This is a genomic window from Arthrobacter sp. T572 (assembly GCF_056780115.1).
The window spans coordinates 1,228,097-1,249,462 of sequence record NZ_JBRAZQ010000002.1 but is presented as its reverse complement, the minus strand read 5'-3'; the positions used below and the strand labels follow the sequence as shown (position 1 = coordinate 1,249,462).

General features: G+C 64.8%; 18 protein-coding genes. 9 read left to right on the top strand and 9 right to left on the bottom strand.

The genetic code is table 11. The features are described from left to right. Positions 1–29: 29 nt before the first annotated feature. Together ACUYMZ_RS06980 and ACUYMZ_RS06975 are read right to left on the bottom strand one after the other, a co-directional pair. A complete protein-coding gene (locus tag ACUYMZ_RS06980) occupies positions 30–1,727 on the bottom strand; it encodes a flavin monoamine oxidase family protein (protein WP_481602569.1) in 1,698 nt (565 codons plus the stop codon). After that, complete coding sequence (locus ACUYMZ_RS06975; protein ID WP_442423946.1) at positions 1,724–3,250, bottom strand: amino acid permease; 1,527 nt, start codon at positions 3,248–3,250, stop codon at positions 1,724–1,726. Before ACUYMZ_RS06975 ends, ACUYMZ_RS06980 begins: the two co-directional genes overlap by 4 nt. A 99-nt stretch (positions 3,251–3,349) precedes the next feature. On the opposite strand from ACUYMZ_RS06975, the gene alr reads away from it, so the two are divergent. Together alr and ACUYMZ_RS06965 are read left to right on the top strand one after the other, a co-directional pair. Next, entirely contained in the window at positions 3,350–4,582 is a 1,233-nt protein-coding gene (alr, locus tag ACUYMZ_RS06970) for an alanine racemase (protein WP_481602568.1), read from the top strand. Then, positions 4,572–6,164 (top strand): PucR family transcriptional regulator, encoded by a 1,593-nt coding sequence (locus ACUYMZ_RS06965; RefSeq protein ID WP_481602567.1) that lies wholly within the window; start codon positions 4,572–4,574, stop codon positions 6,162–6,164. The genes alr and ACUYMZ_RS06965 overlap by 11 nt, the downstream gene beginning before the upstream one ends. On the opposite strand, the gene ACUYMZ_RS06960 is transcribed toward ACUYMZ_RS06965, so the two are convergent. Then, positions 6,161–7,054 carry a carbon-nitrogen hydrolase family protein gene (locus tag ACUYMZ_RS06960; protein WP_481602566.1) on the bottom strand — a complete coding sequence of 298 codons (894 nt, stop codon included), beginning with the start codon at positions 7,052–7,054 and terminating at the stop codon, positions 6,161–6,163. The genes ACUYMZ_RS06965 and ACUYMZ_RS06960 overlap by 4 nt on opposite strands. A gap of 231 nt (positions 7,055–7,285) precedes the next feature. Here ACUYMZ_RS06960 and ACUYMZ_RS06955 point away from each other — a divergent pair, with 231 nt between their 5' ends. The 6 genes from ACUYMZ_RS06955 to ACUYMZ_RS06930 all read left to right on the top strand — a co-directional run bounded on the left by ACUYMZ_RS06955 (position 7,286) and on the right by ACUYMZ_RS06930 (position 14,957). Continuing rightward, positions 7,286–8,476 (top strand): ROK family transcriptional regulator, encoded by a 1,191-nt coding sequence (locus ACUYMZ_RS06955; protein ID WP_481602565.1) that lies wholly within the window; start codon positions 7,286–7,288, stop codon positions 8,474–8,476. A gap of 128 nt (positions 8,477–8,604) precedes the next feature. Continuing rightward, positions 8,605–10,161, top strand: a complete 1,557-nt coding sequence (gene mmsA, locus ACUYMZ_RS06950) for a multiple monosaccharide ABC transporter ATP-binding protein (protein WP_426006416.1) — start codon at positions 8,605–8,607, stop codon at positions 10,159–10,161. A gap of 44 nt (positions 10,162–10,205) precedes the next feature. Then, positions 10,206–11,474, top strand: a complete 1,269-nt coding sequence (mmsB, locus tag ACUYMZ_RS06945) for a multiple monosaccharide ABC transporter permease (RefSeq protein WP_426006415.1) — start codon at positions 10,206–10,208, stop codon at positions 11,472–11,474. 70 nt (positions 11,475–11,544) lie between these two features. Continuing rightward, entirely contained in the window at positions 11,545–12,642 is a 1,098-nt protein-coding gene (locus ACUYMZ_RS06940) for a substrate-binding domain-containing protein (protein ID WP_426006414.1), read from the top strand. A 177-nt stretch (positions 12,643–12,819) separates the two neighbouring features. Continuing rightward, positions 12,820–14,262, top strand: coding sequence for an ABC transporter permease (locus tag ACUYMZ_RS06935; RefSeq protein WP_481602564.1), 1,443 nt, complete (start codon positions 12,820–12,822; stop codon positions 14,260–14,262). A 2-nt stretch (positions 14,263–14,264) separates the two neighbouring features. Next, positions 14,265–14,957 carry an ABC transporter ATP-binding protein gene (locus ACUYMZ_RS06930; protein ID WP_481602563.1) on the top strand — a complete coding sequence of 231 codons (693 nt, stop codon included), beginning with the start codon at positions 14,265–14,267 and terminating at the stop codon, positions 14,955–14,957. On the opposite strand, the gene ACUYMZ_RS06925 is transcribed toward ACUYMZ_RS06930, so the two are convergent. From ACUYMZ_RS06925 to ACUYMZ_RS06915, 3 genes are read right to left on the bottom strand one after another with little or no spacing between them, the layout of a single operon-like run. Further along, complete coding sequence (locus tag ACUYMZ_RS06925; protein WP_481602562.1) at positions 14,935–16,116, bottom strand: ABC transporter permease; 1,182 nt, start codon at positions 16,114–16,116, stop codon at positions 14,935–14,937. The two genes, ACUYMZ_RS06930 and ACUYMZ_RS06925, sit on opposite strands and share 23 nt — an antisense overlap. Beyond that, positions 16,113–16,841 carry an ABC transporter ATP-binding protein gene (locus tag ACUYMZ_RS06920; RefSeq protein ID WP_426006410.1) on the bottom strand — a complete coding sequence of 243 codons (729 nt, stop codon included), beginning with the start codon at positions 16,839–16,841 and terminating at the stop codon, positions 16,113–16,115. Before ACUYMZ_RS06920 ends, ACUYMZ_RS06925 begins: the two co-directional genes overlap by 4 nt. A gap of 6 nt (positions 16,842–16,847) precedes the next feature. Further along, positions 16,848–17,927 carry an efflux RND transporter periplasmic adaptor subunit gene (locus ACUYMZ_RS06915; protein WP_481602561.1) on the bottom strand — a complete coding sequence of 360 codons (1,080 nt, stop codon included), beginning with the start codon at positions 17,925–17,927 and terminating at the stop codon, positions 16,848–16,850. 283 nt (positions 17,928–18,210) lie between these two features. Here ACUYMZ_RS06915 and ACUYMZ_RS06910 point away from each other — a divergent pair, with 283 nt between their 5' ends. Further along, positions 18,211–19,281 (top strand): Gfo/Idh/MocA family protein, encoded by a 1,071-nt coding sequence (locus ACUYMZ_RS06910; protein ID WP_481602560.1) that lies wholly within the window; start codon positions 18,211–18,213, stop codon positions 19,279–19,281. Between the two features lie 55 nt (positions 19,282–19,336). On the opposite strand, the gene ACUYMZ_RS06905 is transcribed toward ACUYMZ_RS06910, so the two are convergent. The 3 genes from ACUYMZ_RS06905 to ACUYMZ_RS06895 all read right to left on the bottom strand — a co-directional run bounded on the left by ACUYMZ_RS06905 (position 19,337) and on the right by ACUYMZ_RS06895 (position 21,356). Beyond that, positions 19,337–19,777 carry a DoxX family protein gene (locus tag ACUYMZ_RS06905; protein WP_426006407.1) on the bottom strand — a complete coding sequence of 147 codons (441 nt, stop codon included), beginning with the start codon at positions 19,775–19,777 and terminating at the stop codon, positions 19,337–19,339. A 101-nt stretch (positions 19,778–19,878) separates the two neighbouring features. Beyond that, entirely contained in the window at positions 19,879–20,562 is a 684-nt protein-coding gene (locus ACUYMZ_RS06900; protein ID WP_481602559.1) for a phosphonatase-like hydrolase, read from the bottom strand. Further along, entirely contained in the window at positions 20,559–21,356 is a 798-nt protein-coding gene (locus ACUYMZ_RS06895) for a GntR family transcriptional regulator (protein WP_481602558.1), read from the bottom strand. The genes ACUYMZ_RS06900 and ACUYMZ_RS06895 overlap by 4 nt, the downstream gene beginning before the upstream one ends. Positions 21,357–21,366 lie beyond the last annotated feature (10 nt).

The following is a 21,366-nucleotide window of genomic DNA, read 5'->3' as shown; positions in this document are numbered from 1 at the left end:
CGCGCAGAGCGGGCCCCGCTTTCGTTGCATCAGTCCAGGGGGATCGGACCCAACTTGTCCAGCAGCTCACCCGGTCCGGGGTTGCCGGTGGCCGAGGATCCACCCAGGTGGTTCACTACGCCCCACACAGCGTTGAGGCCCGTGGTCACAGCGCCCTCGGCCCAACCGGCGGTAAAGGACACGTCGTCCCCGGCCAGGAAGATGCCACGCTGGTTCTCCGGCAGCTTGTCCTGCTTGAAGTGGGTGAACAACCGCTGCTGGTACCGGTAGTGTCCGGGCAGGTTGGCTTTGAACGCACCCATGAAGTTGGGGTCGGCTTCCCAGGACACCGTGATCGGCTGCCCCACGATGTGGCTGGCAATGTCCACGCCCGGGTAGATCTGCTCCAGCGAGTGCAGCATGAGCTTCACGCGTTCCTCGGCGCTGAGCGAAAGCCACTTCAGGGCATCGTCGTTCCAGGTGTAGGACAGCAGGATGACGGCGGGCTTGTCCGGGCCGTCGTCCAGCAGGTAGGTGGCCCGGTTGAGGCGGTCGGTGAGGGTCATGGAAAGGACCTCGCGGCCGGTTTCCGGGTCGATGTCCTTCCAGAACGGCCGGTCCACCATCACGAAGGTCTTGGACGACTGCATGTAGTGCGAGCGCTCGATCGCGGTCCACATCTCCGCTGGGAACAGTGCTTCTTCGGTGGGGATGCGCGTGGACAGCAACCAAGACTGGCAGGTGGTCACCACCGCAGAATAGGTCGCCTCGCGGCCCCAGCTTTCCCGGACCACCAGGTCGCCGTTGTCTGCGCGGCGGATGTTGTCCACGGCTCCGCGCGGCGAACCTGAGTGCAGCGACGCCAGCGAGGTGCCCTGCGGCCAGTGCGTGATGTCCGACGGCGCGTGGTTCCAGAGTGCCTCGGGCAGCCTTTGCGCTCCTCCCCGGATCAGCCGGTGCTGGTCATCGGCGTCGGTGTAGACGACGCGCAGGATCTCCAGGATGGAGTTGGGGAAGTCCGTGTCCCAGCCACCGGTGCCGAAGCCGACCTGGCCAAAAGCCTCGCGGTGCGCGAAGCCTGCATCCTTGAAGGACTTGCTGGCGGCGATGAATCCATAGAACGTCTGCTCGTCGAGTTCGGGCAGGAGCTCATTCCAGAGTTCCTTGATGCGCTTGGTGTCACGGGCCTTGATGGCTTCCTGCATTTCCGTGAACGCCGCTCCGTCCTTGATCGCGTCTTTCCAAGCGTCGGCTACTTCGCGGAAGAACGGCGGCAGGTCCTCGGGCGTGGCAGCGTAGTGCTTCCGGCCCGCCAGTTCGATGACCGTGCTGGAGGTGACAGGCGCCAACGGGTTGGGGAAGTCCTGTGTTTCCAGTCCCAGGAGGTCGATGTAGTGGTACAAGGCCTTGCCGGAGACGGGGAACCGCATGCCACCGAGGTCGGCAACCACGCCGGGGGCCGAGGGGAAGCTGGCTGTCCTGAGCCGGCCGCCGATTTGGTCGGCCTCGTAAATGACGGGCTTGAGGCCGAGCTTCATGAGTTCGTAGGCCGTCACTAGCCCGGACAGCCCTGCGCCGATGACGGCGACTTCGGTCCCGTATCGCCCCGCGGGGACGGACCCCAGCCCGTCCGGGTGGGCCAGGTAGTGGTCGTAGCTGAACGGAAAGTCCGGGTTCAGCATGGTGATGGGAGCCTCCGCCGGGCTGTCGGCTGAGGGGTCAGTGGGGAGTTCGGTGGCGATGGTCATGCGTTGTCTGCTTTCACAGGTTCCGGGCTCGTGGCCCTGGTGGTCATTTCACGGTAGTCCTGCTCGCTCAGTGCGGCTACCTTGGAATTCCGGCGTCCATAGCCGAAGTAGATGGCGGCTCCCACGAGCATCCAGACCCCAAAGGTGATCCAGGTGTCCGCACCGAGGTTGACCATCAGGTAAGCGCACATGGCGGCGCCCAGGATGGGTGTGATGGGGTACAGCGGCACCTTGAAGTTCCGTTCCAGGTCCGGACGGCTGCGCCGCAGATAGATGACGGCCGCGTTGACGAGCGCGAATGCGAACAGCGTGCCAATGCTGGTGGCGTCGGCCAGCGCGCCCAGGGGCACCAGCCCGGCGGCAAGTGCGACGGCGGTTCCCACCAGCAGCGTTCCGGCCACCGGGGTGCCGGTGCGGCGGGAGACGCGGCCAAAGACCTTGGGCACCATGCCATCGCGGGACATGGACAACAGGATGCGGGTCTGGCCGTAGAGCACGGTGAGCACGATGCTGGCGATGGCAAGCACGGCGCCGGCTGAGAAGACCAGGGCAATCCACGGCTGTCCCGTGATCTCATGCAGGATCTGGACGAGGGCGGCTTCGGTGCCGTCGAACCAGCCCCATGGCCGGGCACCGATGGCTGCGACGGCAACCAGCACGTAGATGGTGGTCACGATCAGCATGGAAAGCATGATGGCCCTGGGCAGGTCGCGCTTGGGGTTCCGTGCTTCTTCACCGGCGGTGGATGCTGCGTCGAAGCCGATGTAGGAGAAGAAGACGCTGGACGCCGCTGCGGATACGCCCGCTGCGCCCATGGGCAGGAGCGGCTCGAAGTTGCCTGCGTTGAAGGCGGTGAAGGCTACTGCACAGAAGAACAGCAGGATGCCGACCTTGATGACCACGATTGCCGTGTTGATCCACGCGCTTTCGCGGGCGCCCCGGACCAGCAGGACCATGGCCAGCAGCACGATGACCATGGCCGGAATGTTGACCACTCCCCCGTCGCCCGGTGGCTGGCTCAGGGCATCGGGCAGGACCTGCCCAAAGGCGGCAAGGGTTTCATTGACGTACTGCCCGGCCCCGACGGCTACCGCCGCCACGGACACTGCGTATTCCAGTACGAGGCACCAGCCACAGATCCAGGCCATGCCCTCTCCCATGGTGGCGTAGGAGTAGGAGTAGCTGGATCCGGCCACGGGGACCAGCCCGGCCATCTCCGCGTAGGACACGGCGGAGAGAAGGGCTGCAATGCCGGCCACCACAAACGAGATCCAGATTGCGGGGCCTGCCAGCGGCACGGACTCTCCCAGGATGACCAGGATGCCGGTGCCCAGGGTGGCGCCGACGCTGATCATGGTCAGTTGGAGGACTCCGAAGCTGCGGACCAGCGGCGTGCCGCCTTCGCTGCTTCCGGCCTCGCCGACCATTTGGCCGAGGGGTTTGCGGCGCAGGAGCTGGGCGCCCAGGCCCAGTCCCGCGCTTCGGGTGGCGGGTGGTTTTTGGGTGTTGACAGGCACGGTCACCGTTGACGTCCCTTCATGAGTAGTTTCGGTTTCCCCTCCACAAGACTGCCATGTGAGCCAGCTCTCAAGTTGGTGCAAAATGACCTATAGTGTTCAACCATGAGACGTAATGCACCCCATTCATTCCCCGCCCCGGCGGCGGTTTCCGGGCAGGTCAAGGTGGATCTGTCCGCGATTTCAGACAACATCCGCATCCTCAGGAAGCGCACGCAGGCACCTCATTTCATGGCCGTGGTCAAGGGCAACGCCTACGGCCATGGCTTGGTGGAGGTCGCCCGTACGGCCGTCAGCTCCGGGGCCGACTGGTTGGGAACCGCCCAACTCAACGAGGCTGTGGCTCTCCGCAAAGCCGGCATCACACAGCCCATCCTTTCCTGGCTCTATCTGGCATCCCAGACAAGCGCCACCATCATCGAAGCCCTGGAAAACGACATCGACGTGTCCCTCGGAAGCGTCCGCCAACTGGAGGTGCTTGCCGGTGCCGCCGGACGCCTGGGACGTCCCGCCGTCGTACATCTGGAACTGGACAGCGGCCTGAGCCGTGGCGGGGCGCGCAAGGAGGACTGGCCGGAACTCGTAGCGCAAGCCCGGCAAGCGGAGGTGGAAGGCACCGTCCGGGTGCGCGGAATCTGGACCCACCTCGCGTGGGCCGACGTCCCCGCCCACCCCGGCAATGCGGCAGCCGTGGCTGAGTTCGAGGACGCCGTAAGTCAGGCCCGCGCAGCAGGATTGAGCCCGGAACTTCGGCACGTGTCGAGTTCGGCCAATATCCTGGACCGGCCCGAGTTCCACTTCGACATGGTCCGCGCGGGATTGGCCATCTACGGGTTGGCGCCGGCCGACCACCTGGATCCCGCCGACTTCGGCCTGCGGCCCGCACTGAGCGTCACCGCGCCGCTGGTCATGGTCAAGAAAGTCCCGGCCGGTACGGGCGTCAGCTACGAACACCAGGCCATCACTTACGAGCCGCGCTATCTGGGCCTCATTCCCCTGGGCTACGCGGACGGCATCCCCAAGGGAATCAGCGGAAGGTCGGTGGTTCACGTGGGCGGGCGCCAGGTACCCGTGATCGGCAAGGTGTGCATGGACCAGTTCATGGTGGACCTGGGTCCCGATGCCACGGGGATCGACGTCGGCGACACCGCCGTCCTGTTCGGCGACCCCGCGTGCGGCGCTGCGAGTGCCGACGATTGGGGCTCGGCCATCGGCAGCCACGGCGACGAAATCATCAACAGAATTGCCCCGCGCCTGCCGCGCGTTTATGAATCCAGCGCGTACGAATGCCCCGACTACCAGGAGCCGGCCGCCGCCGGGCAGGGCAATGTCGCCTGAGCCCGCCACCGCCCGCATCAGCTCCGTCACCCTCGACCAGTTCCTGGAGCAGCTGCCGCCTGAGTTGACAATGCTTCACGACGGCGGCAGCGGCACCGAACTGCTGCGCTGGGTGGAACCAAGCGAGCTGGAAGACCCAACGCCCTACCTGCCCGAGGGCGAATTCCTGCTCACCGCCGGGCTGCCTTTCCTGGGGAAAGGTGGCTCGGCGGCCAAGGTGGACGCCTACGTCAAGCGGTTGGTGGGTGCCAAGGTTGCCGCACTGGGCTTTGGCATCCAGCCCTATTTCGACGCCGTTCCCGACGTGCTGCTTGAGGCTTGCCGAAGGCACAACCTCACCTTGTTCGAGGTTCCCGAGTCTTTGCCGTTCGCCGCGATCGGCTTGGAGTTCTCCCAGCTCCTGGAGACGGATGCGGCCCGGGTTTTCCGGCAGCTTGCCGACACCAACCGGCAGCTGATGCGGGCGGTCCTCTCCCCCAGGCCGGAACACGAACTCCTGGCTGCGCTGGTCCAGCGCGTGCCCGTGTGGGCTTTGCTGGTGGGAGCGGACGGACGGGTGCGGGCCCGGGGGCACTGTGCCGGCGGCAGCACCGCCGTCGAGCAGTCACAGCTGGCACCCATGCTGGACCGGCTCCTGTCCGGCAGCGGGCCCCGCGTGGAGATGGACAGCTTTGAACAGCCCGGCTCGGCGCTGGTGTTCGGGCATCCGCTGCGCAGCACCAAGGACGCCAACCTGGGCGCCCTGGTCCTGGGTGCCGACGCACCGCTGACGCCTGCCCAGAACAGCGTGGTGCAGTCCGCCGTGGGTCTGTTGGAGCTGCTGGTGCGGCAACGGACCAGTGGATCCCTGGCCCCCAGCCAACTTGCAACAGCCGTGCTGCTGCACCCTGACTCGCTGGCGAACGGCGGCACCAGGCATGTCAACGGTCTCCGGGACCTGCTGGCGCAAAGCGTCTCCTCCACCAGGTCCGCTCCGGTCCGCGTGGTGCAGGGCATCAAAGTCGATTCACCCGAGTGGCCCGCCGGCGACAGCCCCGTTCGTGAGGTGCTCCAATGGCGGCGGCTGTTCGACACCAAGCTCGTGGAGATCACCGAGTACGGATTCGCGGCCATCACGCGGTTGCGCGTTGACGATGCACTGCTGGCCGATGTCGAGAAGCTCGGCTGGCGCCTGGTGATCGGCGAGCCGACGGAACTGGCAGGCCTGACCGAGGCCTACCACCGTGCCAGTTCCCTGCGTGCCCGGGTACAGCTAAGCGGCAAGAGCGCCCGCGCGGACGAGATGACCTGGTCCGTCACCGGCCTGCTGGGCCAGGAAGCGGGAACCATGCTGGCGTCGCGGCTGCTGGCACCGGTCCTGGCACTCGAACCTGAACGCCGTGGTCCCCTGCTGGCTGTCCTGCGTGGCTGGCTCAGCGAAAACGGCAGCTGGGACGCCTCAGCCAAACTGCTCGGGTTGCACCGCAACAGCGTGCGCCGGCAGATCGGAGTCCTGGCTGAGCTGCTGGACATGGACCTCAACCAGGCGCAGGTCCGGGCCGAGCTGTGGATCGCGCTGCAGTATGTGGACGGGTCCGACTAGCGGTCCCACTCCGCATACAGTTCCGGCCTCCGCTCCCGGAGGTACGGGACCTCGTTCCGGGCTGCCTTGACGCTGTCCGTCCCCACCTCGGCGAACAGCAAGGCGGGCCCCTCCCCGGCGGCGGCCAGCAACGACCCGTCCGGGCCGGCTACCACACTGCCGCCCAGGAAGCTGTACACATCCTCATGCCCCGAGTGGTTGGCGTAGGCGACGTTCAGCTGGCTTTCCAGCGCCCTGGCGCGGATCAGGACCTGCGGGACGTTCTCGAATCCGGCCGACAACGCCGTTGGCACGAGCAGCAATTCGGCGCCGCGGCTTGCAGCCGCCCGGACGGCCTCGGGGAACTCCACGTCGTAACAGATCAGCATGGACGTACGGATTCCGTTGAAATCCACGACGGCGGGAGGTGCTTGCGCGCCAACGAACGCCTTGTGTTCCTCCGGACCAAACAGGTGAACCTTGTTGTAGGTGAGCAAGCCGGTGCCGCTGGCGTCCAGCAAAGTAGCCGAGATGTGCCAGCGGTCCTCGCCGGAAGACGGCTCCGCTCCGGCGTCGTGCGCGTGGGCGTCGAGCGCTTGGGCGTCGAGCGCTTGGGCGTCGTGCGCTTGGGCGTCGAGGTCCGGCAGGGCCGCCGGCGCCGGGAGGCTGTAGACAAGGCCGATACCGTGCTTCCTGGCAATGCCGGCCAACCGTTGGTGAAGCTCCGGCAGGATGGCTGGGTCCAGTTCTGCGTGAAGCCGCAGTGGCGCATAGCCCACAGGGAACAACTCCGGAGTGAGCAGGATGGCGGCGCCGGCTTGGGCGGACCGGTGTGCAGCCTCGTCAATGGTCCGCAGGTTGGCGTCGATGTCCAGCACGGACGCGTTGGCCTGAAGGACGGATAGCAGCATCTTTACCACCTTGGTTAATCGACTTCGGGCCACTGCGGGCCACTTCTCCTTCCAGCGTAGGCCTGCGTGGGGGGCCCGGAGCAGGGCGTTTGGACCCACGTGCTCCTTGGCTGGGACGCATTGCCCGTTGCGCTCGGGGAGGAACCACTTGCGTTGGAGTATGTCTCGAAAGATTGACTCCTTGTGTTCACTTCTTGACTACAAGTCTTCTCTTGGGGCACGCTTCTTGTCATGCCCGCTACACAGCGCTCAACGAAGAGCCACCCACGAAAACCCGGTTCGCAATCAGCGCTCCGGCACCTCAACCAGCAACGGATCATCGAGTGCTTGCTGAGTGGGCCGTCGACGCAGGCCGAGCTGTCCCGGCAAACCGGGCTGTCCACCGCCACCGTGTCCAACATCGTCAAGATCATGCAGGACGCCGGACTGGTATCCACTGAACCGACCACCAGTTCCGGCCGCCGGGCAACCAACGTCAGGTTGAACAGCAACGGAGCCGTCGCCGTCGGAATCGACTTCGGGCGCCGCCACCTGCGGGTGGTCCTTGCCTCGCTGGGCTACCACGTCATCGCCGAGGAATTCATCGAGCTTCCCCTCGGCCACCAGGCCGAGGAAGGCATCGACGCGGCCGTCCGCCTGCTGGACCGGCTGCTGGAAGAAAACGACATCGACCCCACCGCCGTAGTCGGCGCCGGAGCCGGCATTCCGGGGCCGATCGACCGCCGATCGGGTACTGTCGCCCAAGGCGCGATCCTGCCCGAGTGGGTGGGAATCGACATCCTCCACAGGTTGGAGGAAGCGCTCAAAGTTCCCGTGTTCGTTGACAACGATGCCAACCTTGGTGCGCTCTCCGAGGTCACGTGGGGACCGCACAGCGGCGTCTCCAACCTGATGTTCCTCAAAGTGGGGTCGGGCATCGGCGCCGGGCTGATCCTCAACGGGGCGCCCTACTACGGAAACGTGGGCATTACGGGCGAAATCGGCCATGCGACCATCCACGAACACGGACTGGTATGCCGGTGCGGAAACCGCGGATGCCTGGAAACGATCGCATCAACCACCACCATGATCGAGCTGCTGGGGCGCGGCCAGGAAACCCTGCTCACCCCGCAGGACATTGTCCGCAACTGCCTTGCCGGCGACTCCGCCACCCAGCGCGTGGTGGACGACGCCGGCCTTGCCGTGGGCCGGGCACTCGGCAACGTCGCCAACCTCATCAACCCGGAAGTGATCGTGGTGGGCGGCCCGCTGGCGGGCCTGGGCAACCTGTTGCTGGACCCGATCCGCCGGGGCCTGGTACGCCACGCAGTACCCGTGGTTGGAGAGACAACACACCTGGCCATGTCCTCCCTTGGAGCCCGGGCAGAGGCCCTGGGAGCGGCAGCTTTGGTCTTCCAACACGCAGGTATTACCGCCAGGTAACGAAATCGTTAGCTAGCTCATGCGTTCAAGTCTTGACGACAAGACGGGTGATCCAGTTTACTTTTTCATCAGACAGCCCCGCCATTGTGGGGCCGACAACGACGTCATGCATTGGAGGCGTAGGGCTAATGACACCCCTTGACACGCAAGATGAACCGATCCTTCTGGAAATGCGGTCCATCACCAAGGAATTCCCGGGCGTGAAGGCCTTGTCCAACGTGAGCCTGCGCGTGAAAGCCGGAGAGATCCACGCCATCTGCGGCGAGAACGGTGCCGGGAAATCCACGCTGATGAAGGTCCTCTCGGGCGTTTACCCCCACGGCAGCTACACAGGCGACATCGTGTACATGGCCGAAACGCAGCAGTTCAAGGACATCCGCGCCAGCGAGGCCGCAGGCATCGTGATCATCCACCAGGAACTCGCGCTGATTCCGGAACTGTCCATCATGGAGAACATCTTCCTGGGCAACGAGCCCACCAAGTGGGGAGTGATCGACTGGGCAGAGGCCCGCCGCCGGTCGGTTGAGTTGCTGGCCCGCGTTGGCCTGCGCGAAGACCCGGACACCCCCATCAAGGAAATCGGTGTCGGCAAGCAGCAGTTGGTGGAAATCGCCAAGGCCCTGAACAAGTCGGTCCGCCTGCTCATCCTGGACGAGCCCACCGCGGCTCTGAACGAATCCGACTCCCAGCACCTGCTGGACTTGATCCTCGGCCTCAAGGGCAAGGGCATCACCTCGATCATCATTTCCCACAAGCTCAACGAGATCGAACAGATCGCGGACGAGATCACCATCATCCGTGACGGCAAGTCGATCGAAACCCTCAACGTCAAGCGTGACGGCGTGGACGAAGACCGCATCATCAAGGGCATGGTCGGCCGAACCCTGGAATCCCGTTTCCCGGACCACGAGCCGAAGATCGGCGAAGTCTTCTTCGAAGTGAAGGACTGGACCGTGGGCCACCCGCAGATCCAGGACAGGCTGGTCTGCAAGGGATCGAACTTCTTTGTCCGCCGTGGCGAAATCGTCGGCTTCGCAGGACTCATGGGCGCAGGCCGCACGGAACTGGCCCGCTCCATTTTCGGCCACTCCTACGGCCGCTTCATCAAGGGCCAGGTCTACAAGGACGGCAAGCCGGTGCACCTGAAGACCGTCCGCGCAGCAATCGACGCCGGCCTTGGCTATGTCACCGAGGACCGCAAGTCCCTTGGCCTCAACCTGCTCGATGACATCAAGACCACCACTGTCGCGGCAGCCCTGAACAAGATCAGCAACTACTCGGTGGTGGACAGCCGCAAGGAATTCCAGGTGGCCGAGGAGTACCGCAAATCGTTGCGGACCAAGACCCCGTCGGTGGAGGAAGGCGTGGCCAAACTCTCCGGCGGCAACCAGCAGAAAGTGGTGCTGGCCAAATGGATGTTCACCGACCCGGACCTGCTCATTCTGGATGAACCCACCCGCGGCATCGACGTCGGCGCCAAGTACGAGATCTACGGGATCATCCAGCGGCTGGCCAACCAGGGCAAGGGAGTGATCGTCATCTCCTCGGAGCTTCCTGAGCTCCTGGGCCTGTCCGACCGCATCTACACGATTTTCGAAGGCGCCATCACCGGTGTCCTGAACAAAGACGAGGCGAGCCAGGAAAGCCTGATGAAGCTTATGACCTCTTCCCGGAAAGCAGCCTGACCCTTGGCCCAGAACCACCCCTTCCTGACACAAGGACCAAAACAATGAACGCGCTCAAGAAGCTCTTTGGTGGCAATACCCGCCAATTCGGCATGATCTTCGCCCTGGTGGCGCTGATCGTCTTCTTCCAGATCTTCACGCAGGGCCGCACGTTGACCCCCGGCAACGTGATCAACCTGTTCAACGGCAACTCCTACATCCTGATCCTGGCCATCGGCATGGTGCTGGTGATCATTGCCGGCCACATCGACCTCTCCGTAGGCTCCGTGGCGGCCTTTGTGGGTGTCTCCGTGGCCCTCGCCATCCGGGACTGGGGCATCCCCTGGTACATGGGTGTGCTCTTCGGACTGTTCCTGGGCGCGATCATCGGCGCCTGGCAAGGTTTCTGGACAGCGTATGTAGGCATACCAGCCTTCATCGTGACGCTGGCGGGCATGCTCCTGTTCCGTGGTTTCAACCAGTTCGTGGGCAAGTCCAACACCATCCCCGTTCCCAACGACTTCCAGTACCTCGGTTCCGGGTATCTTCCCGAAGTCGGGCCCAACACCGGCTTCAACAACCTGACCCTCCTGATCGGCATCCTGGCCGCAGCGTTCGTGGTGGTCATGTCCCTCCGTGCCCGTGCAGCCAACAAGGCCCTGGGTGCTGACGTTCCCGAACTCTGGGTCGAAGTCACCAAGCTGGTCCTGATTTGCGGTGCCATCCTTTACGCCACCTACCTGTTCGCCACGGGCCGCCCCGGCACGTCCTTCCCGATCCCCGGGCTGATTCTGGCCGTCCTGGTCCTCTTCTACGGCTTCGTGGCTGACAAGACCGTCCTGGGCCGCCACGTCTACGCCGTGGGTGGCAACCGCCACGCAGCCGAGCTGTCCGGTGTCCAGTCCAAGAAGGTCAACTTCATGGTCATGCTCAACATGTCGGTCCTGGCAGGCCTGGCAGGCATGATCTTCGTTGGCCGCTCCACCGCGTCCGGTCCGTTCGACGGCGTCGGCTGGGAGCTGGACGCCATCGCCGCCGTGTTCATCGGTGGCGCCGCAGTGACCGGTGGCGTCGGTACCGTGATCGGCTCAATCGTGGGCGGCCTGGTGATGGCTGTCCTCAACAACGGCCTCCAGCTGCTGGGCGTCGGAGCCGACCTTACCCAGATCATCAAGGGCCTGGTGCTCCTGGCCGCCGTTGCCTTCGATGTCTACAACAAGTCCCAGGGCAAGCGGTCCATCACGGGCCTGCTGATGAAGAACTTCCAGCGCAACAACGAGATCAAACCGGACGAGACAACCTCCACCAAAGAGGTCATCTCCAAGGAAGCCTGAGCGGTTTCCACCAGAACTTCTCCACCAGAAGACTCGCTCCACCCCACCCACAGAGAAAGTGAACCAAGATATGCGAATGTTTGGTAAAGCAGGAAAGGCAGCAGCAGTAGCTGCCATCGCGGCACTGGCGCTGACAGCCTGCGGCCGCTCGGACAGCGGCTCCAGCACCAGCACGGCAGGCGGGGAAGCGTTCCCCAAGGACTCGCTGATCGGCGTCGCACTTCCGCAGAAGACCAGTGAGAACTGGGTCCTGGCGGAGAAGCTGTTCAACGACGGCCTCACCAGCGCCGGCTTCAAGCCGGACGTACAGTTCGCCAACGGCGGCGTCTCGGAGCAGCAGAACCAGATCAGCGCCATGGTCACCAAGGGTGCCAAGGTCATCATCGTGGGAGCCATCGACGGCGCCCAGCTCGGCACCCAGCTCAAGCAGGCCAAGGATGCCGGTGCCACCGTCATCGCCTACGACCGCTTGCTCCTGAACACCGAGAACGTGGACTACTACGTGGCCTACGACAACTTCAAGGTCGGTGAGCTGCAGGGCCAGGCACTGCTGGACGGACTGAAGGCCAAGAAGCCAACCGGTCCGTACAACGTCGAGCTCTTTGCCGGTTCCCCGGATGATGCCAACGCCAAGGTCTTCTTTGACGGCGCCATGAGCGTCCTGAAGCCGAAGATCGACGACGGTACCCTCAAGGTCCTGTCCGGCCAGACCGCTTTCGAGCAGGCTGTGACCCAGGGCTGGAAGGCAGAGAACGCCCAGCGCCGCGCTGACACGCTGCTGACCGGCAGCTACGGCACCGCATCACTGGACGGCGTCCTCTCGCCAAACGACACCCTTGCCCGTGCAGTGCTGACGTCCGTCAAGGCCGCCGGCAAGCCGCTTCCCGTCGTGACCGGCCAGGACTCCGAGGTTGAGTCCGTCAAGTCGATCATGGCCGGCGAGCAGTACTCCACCATCAACAAGGACACCCGCAAGCTGGTTGAGCACGCCATCACCATGGTGAAGGACCTGCAGGCCGGCAAGGAACTGGAGATCAACGACAAGGACTCCTACAAGAACGGTGTGAAGACCGTTCCGGCGTACCTCCTGCCGCCGCAGATCGTCACGGCAGAGAACGTCAAGACGGCTTACGTTGACGATCCGGTCCTCGGCCCGATCACCAAGTAACACCTCTTTACAGGAAGCCCCGGTCCGCCAGCAGGCGGGCCGGGGCTTTTTGCTGTGTCCGTGTGGTCTTTCACAGCCCACGCATAGCTTCGGCTGGCTTCCCGCACAGCGCGGCTGGCCAGTGTTGGTCCTGCGGCCCGCGTCCGACGGGCCGCTCATCAGGTCCAAAGGAGAAACGTGAGCGTCCTTGCCCGAAGCGTAGGCAACGCCTTCCGCAACAAAATCAGAACGGCAGCCGTGGTGGCGGTGCTGGCCGTCGCCATCGGCCTGGCCTTGGCCATGTTGGTCGCCAACCAGGCCGTGGGTGCCAAGGTCCAGGAACTCAACGCATCCGTGGGCACCACCCTGACGGTGAATCCGGCCGGCGGACAGGGCTTTGAAGGCGGCGGGGAACCACTCACGACGGCGGAAGCCGAGACCGCTGCGGGCGTCGCCAACGTCACCTCGGTCGTGGGAACCAAAGCGCTCCGTCTCCAGACGGAATCCGCGACGTCGGGCACCACCACGCAGGCCGGCCCGGGCGGCGGCTTCGGACCTGGCGGCCAACAGGCCGCAACAGTGACCACCAACCTGACAGCCGCCGTCGACGCCGGGACGCTCGGCAACCGGAACGGCTCCACCGGAACAACAACGGACGCCGCTGCCCAGCCGGTCCGCACCCTTCCGATCACAGCCACTGGCATCGGCGCGGAAGTGGATACCACCGGCAAGGCCCTGGACATCACCAGCGGCACGGGGTTGGGCGACTACACCGTCGCGGACGGCAAAGCACTCCTGGGAACTACCCTGGCCGAAAAGAACAGCTTGACGGTCGGGTCCACGTTCACGATCGCGGATAAGACCTTTACGGTCGCGGGAATCTTCGACGCCGGAACCACCTTCGGCAACAACGCCGTCTATGTGACGCTTCCCGAGGCCCAAACCCTTGCCGACACCCCTGATGAGCTTTCCACCATGATTGTCACCGTCAACAGCATGGACAACGTGGACGGCACCAAGACTGCCCTGCAAAGCGCACTCGGCACCGACAAGGCGGACGTCACCCAAGGCCAGCGCAACCTCGAAACCGCCGTCAGTTCCCTGGACAGCGTCAAGAACATCTCGTTGGTCGCCTTCATCGCAGCACTCGCCACCGCCGGCCTGATCATCCTGCTCATCATGGTGATGCTGGTCCGCGAGCGTCGCCGCGAAATCGGTGTACTGAAGGCCATCGGCGCCCGCAACCGCACCATCGGCCTGCAGTTTGTACTGGAGTCGCTGGTCCTGGTCGCCTTGGGCAGCGTGGTGGGTGCGGTGATCGCTTCCCTTGCCAGCGGCGGCATCGCCTCTGCGCTCATCAGTTCAAATACAAGCACGACGGCGGCACCCGCCACCCAGCGCGGCGGCGGCCTGGCCGGGGCGATGCCAAACGGCGGTGTTCCCGGCGGTGGAGGGTTCGGTGGGCAAGGCGGTCCGTTCGGTGGGGCAGGCCAGTTGCTGACCTCCGTCACCGCGAGCGCCTCCCCCGGCGTGATCGCCGCGGGCATAGCTGCGGTGTTCGCCGTCGCCGTCATCGGCGCCCTTGTACCTGCCCTGCTGACCGCCCGTATCCGTCCCATCGAAGTACTCCGAGGAGAATAGCCGTGATCGTAGTCAAGGACCTCGTCCGCCAGTTCAAGTCCGGAGACAGGACCATCAAGCCGGTCAACGGCGTCAGCTTCGAGCTGGAGAAGGGGTCGCTGGCGTCCATCGTCGGTAAGAGCGGCAGCGGCAAAAGCACCCTGTTGTCCCTCCTTGGTGCGCTGGACAAGCCGACCGCGGGAGACGTCGTCGTTGATGGCGTGAGCCTCGCGGGCCTTCCGGACGGCAAGCTGACCGAGTACCGCCGCCGGGACATCGGCTTCGTGTTCCAGCAGTTCAACCTGATTCCCAACCTCAGCGCCGTGGACAACGTGATGCTGCCCATGGAGTTCGCCGGCGTGCGCAAGGCTTCCCGGCTGCAGCGTGCCAGGGAACTTTTGGAGCAGGTCCAGTTGGATCCGGAGAAGCATTCCCGGCGGACCAACCGGCTCTCCGGCGGCGAGCAGCAGCGTGTGGCCATCGCCCGGGCTTTGGCCAATGAGCCTAAGCTGATCCTGGCCGATGAGCCCACCGGAAACCTTGACGAGCAAACCGGCGAGCACATCATCCAGTTGCTGAGTTCCTTGAGTCGTGACCACAACACCACCATTTTGGTGGTGACCCACGACCGCTCGCTGGCACAGAAGACGGACCGGCGCTTCCGGCTTCAGCAGGGACGCTTGAGCGAGGAGGTCAGAACCGGATTGCGTCAATAACCTTCACGCGCACCGCAACGACTGCCGGGATGGCCCCCGCCAGGGCGCCCACAAGGACCGCCGCTCCGAACCCCATGAGCGCGGCCTCGATAGGGAACGCCGGGAACTCGTTGAGCCCCGGCGCGACCTTGGACTCGATCCATGGGTTTTTCACCACCGCGATCGCCAGCATGACGCCGGCCACGCCGGCGACCGCGGTGGCGACCACGGATTCCATCATGACCCCGAAGAAGATCCGTCCGGAGGTGGCACCAAAGCTCCTCCGGATGCCGATTTCGCGGACCCTGTACCGCACGGTGACCATCGAGATGTTCACCATCCCGACTGCGCCCAGGAGCAGGACCAGACCGGCTATGCCACCCACAATCCATTGGGTCGGCCCCAGCGGATCTCCCCAGGCAGCGTAGTCCACCCGCTGCGCTTGGGCATAGGTCCCCGGGAACTGCGATTGAAGGTCCGCGCTGATCGCAGCGGTCAGGGGTCCTGCCTGTTCTTCCCCCACCCACATCTTGAACTCGGACATCTGCGGCCGCACGCCGATCAGCTGTGCCCCGTCAGTAAGGATGAAAGCAGAGGGCGGGGCCATCTCGTGGACGTTCGGAACCACGCCGATGATCACCGCGGTTGCCGGATGCTCCCCTGGCAGGGTGACGGTGGGCTGGGTTGTGAGGTTGGGCCTTCCGGCCTGGTCATAGAAGGCTTCGGAAACGACGACGGCGGGTGCGAGCCTTTGCCCGTCATCGGCGGCGAACCAGCTTCCCTGCAGAATGGGGACGCGGTGGATAATGCCGTAGCCGATATCCACGATGGTCATTTCGACTCTGGTGACGCCCCGGGGAAACTGGAAGCCCGCCTGCGTCCTGCCCACGTGCGAGGACGTCGTGATCCCGAAACGCTGCTGGATGCCTTCATAGGCTTTGTCGAGCTGCTCGGGGCTTGGTACCGACGGGCCGTTCACGCTCAGGGAGACCGTAGCTACCCTGCCTTGGTCCCGCTCGGACTGGGCTTTGATGCCTTCCCGGGCCAGATTTCCCAGGCCCACCACTGACGTCAGCGCTGATACCGAAAGTGCAACACCCACAAGGGCCAGGAGGATCCGCACTTTATTGATGCGCAGCTCCTGCCACGCTTCCACCAGCGTGGACACAAAGCCGGTCATGCGGGTACTCCTGCCTCTGTGAGTGCCATGGTGCCGAGGACTCCGGAGTCGAGGCGGTAGCAGGCACGGGCCAGCGCGGCCACGTTGACGTCATGGGTGATGGTGACAAGGGCGGCCGCCGATTCCGTGGCTACGGTGTCCAGCAACGCCATGACGGATTGGCCGGTCTCCACATCCAGGGCACCGGTGGGCTCGTCGGCAAGGATCAGCCTGGGCTTTCGGACCAGTGCCCGCGCGATGGCCACACGCTGCTGTTCACCTCCGGAGAGCATGTTGGGCATGGTGTCGGCCCGGGCCGCGAGGCCAACCCTGTCCAGCATGTCCATGGCGAGTTCCCGTCGACGCCAAAAATCCTTGCCCTGTGCATAGAGCAGCGGCGTGATCACGTTATCCAGTGCGCTGCGACCGGGCAGGAGGTTGAACTGCTGGAACACGAACCCCACCGTGGAACCACGCAACCGGGCGCGGGCGTTGCTCCCCAAACGGTCCGCCGGTTGGCCCAGGAAGTGCAATTCACCGGAGGTGGGCACGTCGAGGAGACCAAGGAGATTAAGCAGGGTCGATTTGCCGCAACCGGACCTTCCCACGATCGCGGTGTGGTCGCCGCCGCGCACCTCAAGGTCGATACCACGGAGGATGTGCAATTGTTGCCCGTCAGGCAGCGTGACCGAGCGGGTGACGGAGCGGAGGCTGACGAGGGATTCGCTTGTTGTTTCGTCGTCCACGCTGACCTACCCGCCCTGGACGTAGGTGACGGGCCCGGGACCCATCATCGGGTCAGTGACTGCGGGGGCGCCGGGAACGAATTCAAGAACCTGCTCACCTTCGGCCAGTCCCGACACCACCTCGACGATGGAGCCGTCATTGAGGCCGAGCTGGATTTTCCGTTCCTCCGGTGCTCCGCCGGCTGCACTGGAAACCCAGACGATGCCGTCTCTCACGCTGCCCTTCACGGCGGTCAGTGGAACGGTCAGGACGTCAGCGGCCACACCTGCACTGACGGTCATCGTGGCAGCGAGGCCCGCGAAGACCTGCTGGTCCGCGGGCACGGCACAGCTCAGCGTCCCCGTCGGCGTGCTGCTCTCCTCCTGTTGCCCTCCGCCTGGTCCCGCCAAGGCAGCCCCGACACCCATGCCGGCACCCCCTCCTGAGCCGGCCAAACCGCCCGAGCCGGTGCCGCCGTCGTCGGAAGCGTTGTTCTTGAGCGCCACCTCGGCGCACTGGAAGGGCGCCGGACCACCTACCAGGGCAATCTCTGCCGGCCCGGGTTTGCCGAGCAGCCTGTACTGCTGGGCGGCAGTGACGGAGCCTGCCACGGTGTAGGTGCCGGGGTCGATCCTGCCGACGCTCTCACCGACGGTGACTTGCTGGTCGATCAGTGTGCTCAGTGACTGCAGTGTTCCCGTGCCCGGGGCAAGGACGTTGAGGTAGTCATAGACCGGCTTTGGCGGTGTTCCGTCCTTGGAAACCTGAGGGTTGGTCACGGCCCGTTCAGCTTTGACCTGGAACAGCGGGTCGCCTTTGGACACGGCGGCCCCGGGCTCAACGAAGATCTTGACCACGCTGCCGGCGGAGGTACTGCGCACAGGTTCGGCCGCGTCGGACTGCACTGTGCCTTTGATCTGTACGGTGTTGGTGACCGTGGCCCGTGTGGCCGGGACCATCGGAATATCCACTTCGGCCAGCGGAGCCGGCTGCGAAGCGGCGGACTTGAGTCCATCAATGAAGGCGATCTTGACCAAGGCCACGGCAATTATTGCGAAGACCAACAACCAGGCAACCGGCAAAATGACGCGCCGAAAAACACCCATCCCTGCTCCATTTCGGTAACTCCCCACAGAACCTCTGCGAGGGATGATTGCTTCAGCCTAGGCGACGTCCCGGGGACTTCGGGTCATTCGCAAGGATGAACAGAATGCTTACCGTGTCGCCGCGCGGCGCCCGTTCCCAGCCGATGTGGCCGCACCCCTTATTCGCGCTGACCGCGCCCGTTCGCGCCGTTCGCACCCGGGATTTCCGGTGCGATCGGCGGGAACGGGCGCGACGCTCCGGAGCTCCGCGTTAACGGGCGGGGCGAGTGAGAGGATTGCTGCCATGACACTCCCTATCGCCAAGCCGTGGCTTTTCTCCCAGACCAACCAGGATCCGCAGGCCGCCACGGGCAAACGGCTGAAGTGGGGTGTGGTTTCCACAGGGAACATCGCCAACAGCGTGTCGCAGGATCTGTCCCTGCTGGAGGATGCCGAGCTGTATGCAGTGAGCTCCCGGACACAGGCGGCAGCTGACGCTTTCGCCCACGCGGTTGGATTCGCCAAGGCCTACGGCGACGACGGCGGTGTACCCGGCTACCAGCGTCTGTTCGAGGACCCGGAAGTCGATGTGGTCTACGTCGCTACTCCCCATGCCCAGCATTTCCAGATCGCGTCGGCTGCCTTGCGGGCCGGGAAGCATGTGCTGTGCGAGAAGGCCCTGACCATCAACGCCCGGGAAGCCACGGAGCTGGTGAAGCTGGCGCGGGAGCAGAACGTCTTCTTCATGGAAGCCGTGTGGAGCCGCTTCCTGCCCAGCATGCAACGCGCCTTCTCGATTGCGGCATCCGGGGAAATCGGCCAGGTCCAGTGGGTCACGGCGGATCTGGGTTTCCCGGCGCCATACGATCCCTCGGCCCGGATCTGGGCCCTCAACGACGGCGGCGGAGCACTCCTGGACATCACGGTGTACCCGCTCCTCTGGGCTCTGGGGACCCTCGGCTTTCCGCAGTCCGTCACTGCGATCGGCACCCTGAACGAGGACGGCGTGGACTCACAGAACGCCCTGACCCTTGGCTATGACACCGGTGCGCAGGCCCAGCTCACGTCATCCTTGATAGCACATGGTCCACGGACCGCCACGGTGGCCGGCGGGCTCGGCTACGTCCAGACCGTGGGCTCGGTCAACAACCCCCGCGAACTGGTGATCCGCGTCGGCTGGGACGAGCCGCGTCACGAGCGCTTCGACGTCGTGGGCATCGGCTACACGTACGAACTCCGGGAAGTCACCCGCTGCATCCAGCAGGGACTGACCGAAAGCCCGGTCATGCCTCTTGAAGACTCCGTGAACGTGATGCGCTTGTTCGACGGCGTTCGGGCGCAACTGGGAATCCGGTACCCCAATGACGCCCGCTGAGCGGTGACCTGAGGCGCCGAGCTGCGGACCGGCGTCGTGATTTAACCCGGGCGGGTTAACGCGAGCCGCGGGCCGGCTGGCGCGCCAGCTTCCGATCCACGGACAGGGCGCCGGGTCCCAGGAAGACAAACGCCACCGAGATCGCGAAGTACACAATCAAGAGCTCCGCCGTGACCCCGGCAGCATCGGTCAGCAAGGGCTTGCCCGCTTCCGTGACGAACCAGATGCAGGCGAACATGATGGCTGCCAGAAACCCGGCAACCCTGGTCAGTGCGCCCAGCAGCAACAACGCTCCGAGCCCTACTTCGCCCGCGATGACCAGCCAGGCCACGGTCTCCGGCTTCTGGACAGCCATGGCCGCCACCGAGTTGGCAAACGCGGCGTGACCGGCCATGAGCTTCTGCAGCCCGTGCACCAGAAGCAGTGCCCCGAAGACAACGCGCAGGATGGTGACGCCGCGGGCAGAGGACGTGGGAGAGGGGTGAAGGAATTTCACGCGTTCCAATCTTCCATGCCCGCGGCTTGTCGCCAAACACCCCACCCAAGTAGGTCGCATTTAAGCACGTTTTGAGCGCTGAAAACGTGCTTAACTGCGACCTACTTGGGAACGGGGGACAGCAGCGCCGGGATGTCCTTGACGCCGTCCAGGATGTGGTGGTGCGGGTGGGCAGAGAGTTCGGCGCGGCCCAGCTTCCCCGTCAGCACGCCCACCGCAGTGACTCCCGCATTGTTGGCTGCCGCGAGGTCGTTGACGGTGTCGCCGGCTGCGATCACCTCGCGGACGTCCTGGACGCCGGTGAGCTCCATGGCGCGTTGGATCATGTGGGGCGCCGGCCGCCCGGCGGGAACCTCGTCGGAACATACGACGGCGTCCAGCAGGTTTCCGTCCGACACCCGCCAGCCCAGCCGCTCAAGGAGGGGTTCTGCCACGTCCCGCGAGAAACCGGTGGTCAGCGCCACCTTGACGCCTTGGCGCCGGAGTTCCCGGAACGCATCCTCCACGCCGTCCAAGGCGACGGGCGGGTTGGCGTCATAGAACTCAACCAGCAGTTCCTTGAACCGTTCGAAGGCGCGGTCCACGGTGGCCCGATCGGCCGTCCCGCCACCAGCCGTGATGAGTGCCGTGATGGCCTCCACCTTGTCCGCCCCCATCCATTCCTGGACGGCTTCCGGTCTGGTGGTGGCTCCGGTTTCCTCGACGCAGCGCGCCAGGGCAACGTAAACGTCACCGTGTTCATCGATCGTGGTACCGGCCATATCGCAGGCAACAAGCTGGATCATGCAGGGGCTCCTTTGGCGGACGCGGGTCCGTGCGAACCCGGATCGGTGTGGATGCGGACCAGTGCGGCCCGGCGTTCCACGGTGTTGTCGATGGTGAAGTTGGTCAGTGCCGGCAGGTAACGGTCCTCGGAGTACTCCAGGGGTTGCCCGTCGGCAGACCGGGTGACGCGGCGTTCGCGCAGCAACGGTGTTCCCTCGCGCTGCTCCAGGAGTTCGGCGTCCTCGTCGCTGGCGGCCACGGCATCAATGGTGTGCCGTGCGCTGTGCAGATCCACGCCCTGCTCCTTGAGATAGGCGAAGATCGATCCGGAGTCCGTATCGAAGTCAAACAACTTCCTTCCTACCTCCAGCACGAACGTTGTGCGTTCGATCATGGCCGGCACCTGGTCCAGGTACCGGACGCGGAGGATTTCCACCACGGTGGTGCCCGGCGCCAGGTCCAGGGCATCGGCCGCTTCCTGGCTCGCCTCGCGGCGCGCCACCTCCAGGGTCCGCTGGCCCGGCTTCTTGCCGATGCCCGTGGCCCATTCGGTGAAGGAATTGAACGTGGAAAAGCTCTGCGTCGGCACGGACGAGCGGACCATCGGAGGACGGCCGCGCCCACCGGTCACCGCACCTTCCGAACGGAGGAAGGCGAGCGCCTGGCGGATGGGCCCACGTGATGTTCCGAACTCGCGGCACAGCTCGGCCTCGCTTGGCAACTGGAAGCCCGGGGGCCAATCGCCCGACGCGATCCGGCGCATGAATTCCTCGCTAAGCCGGACATGGAGGGGCGTGTTCTGCTGGATGCTCACCAGTTGATCA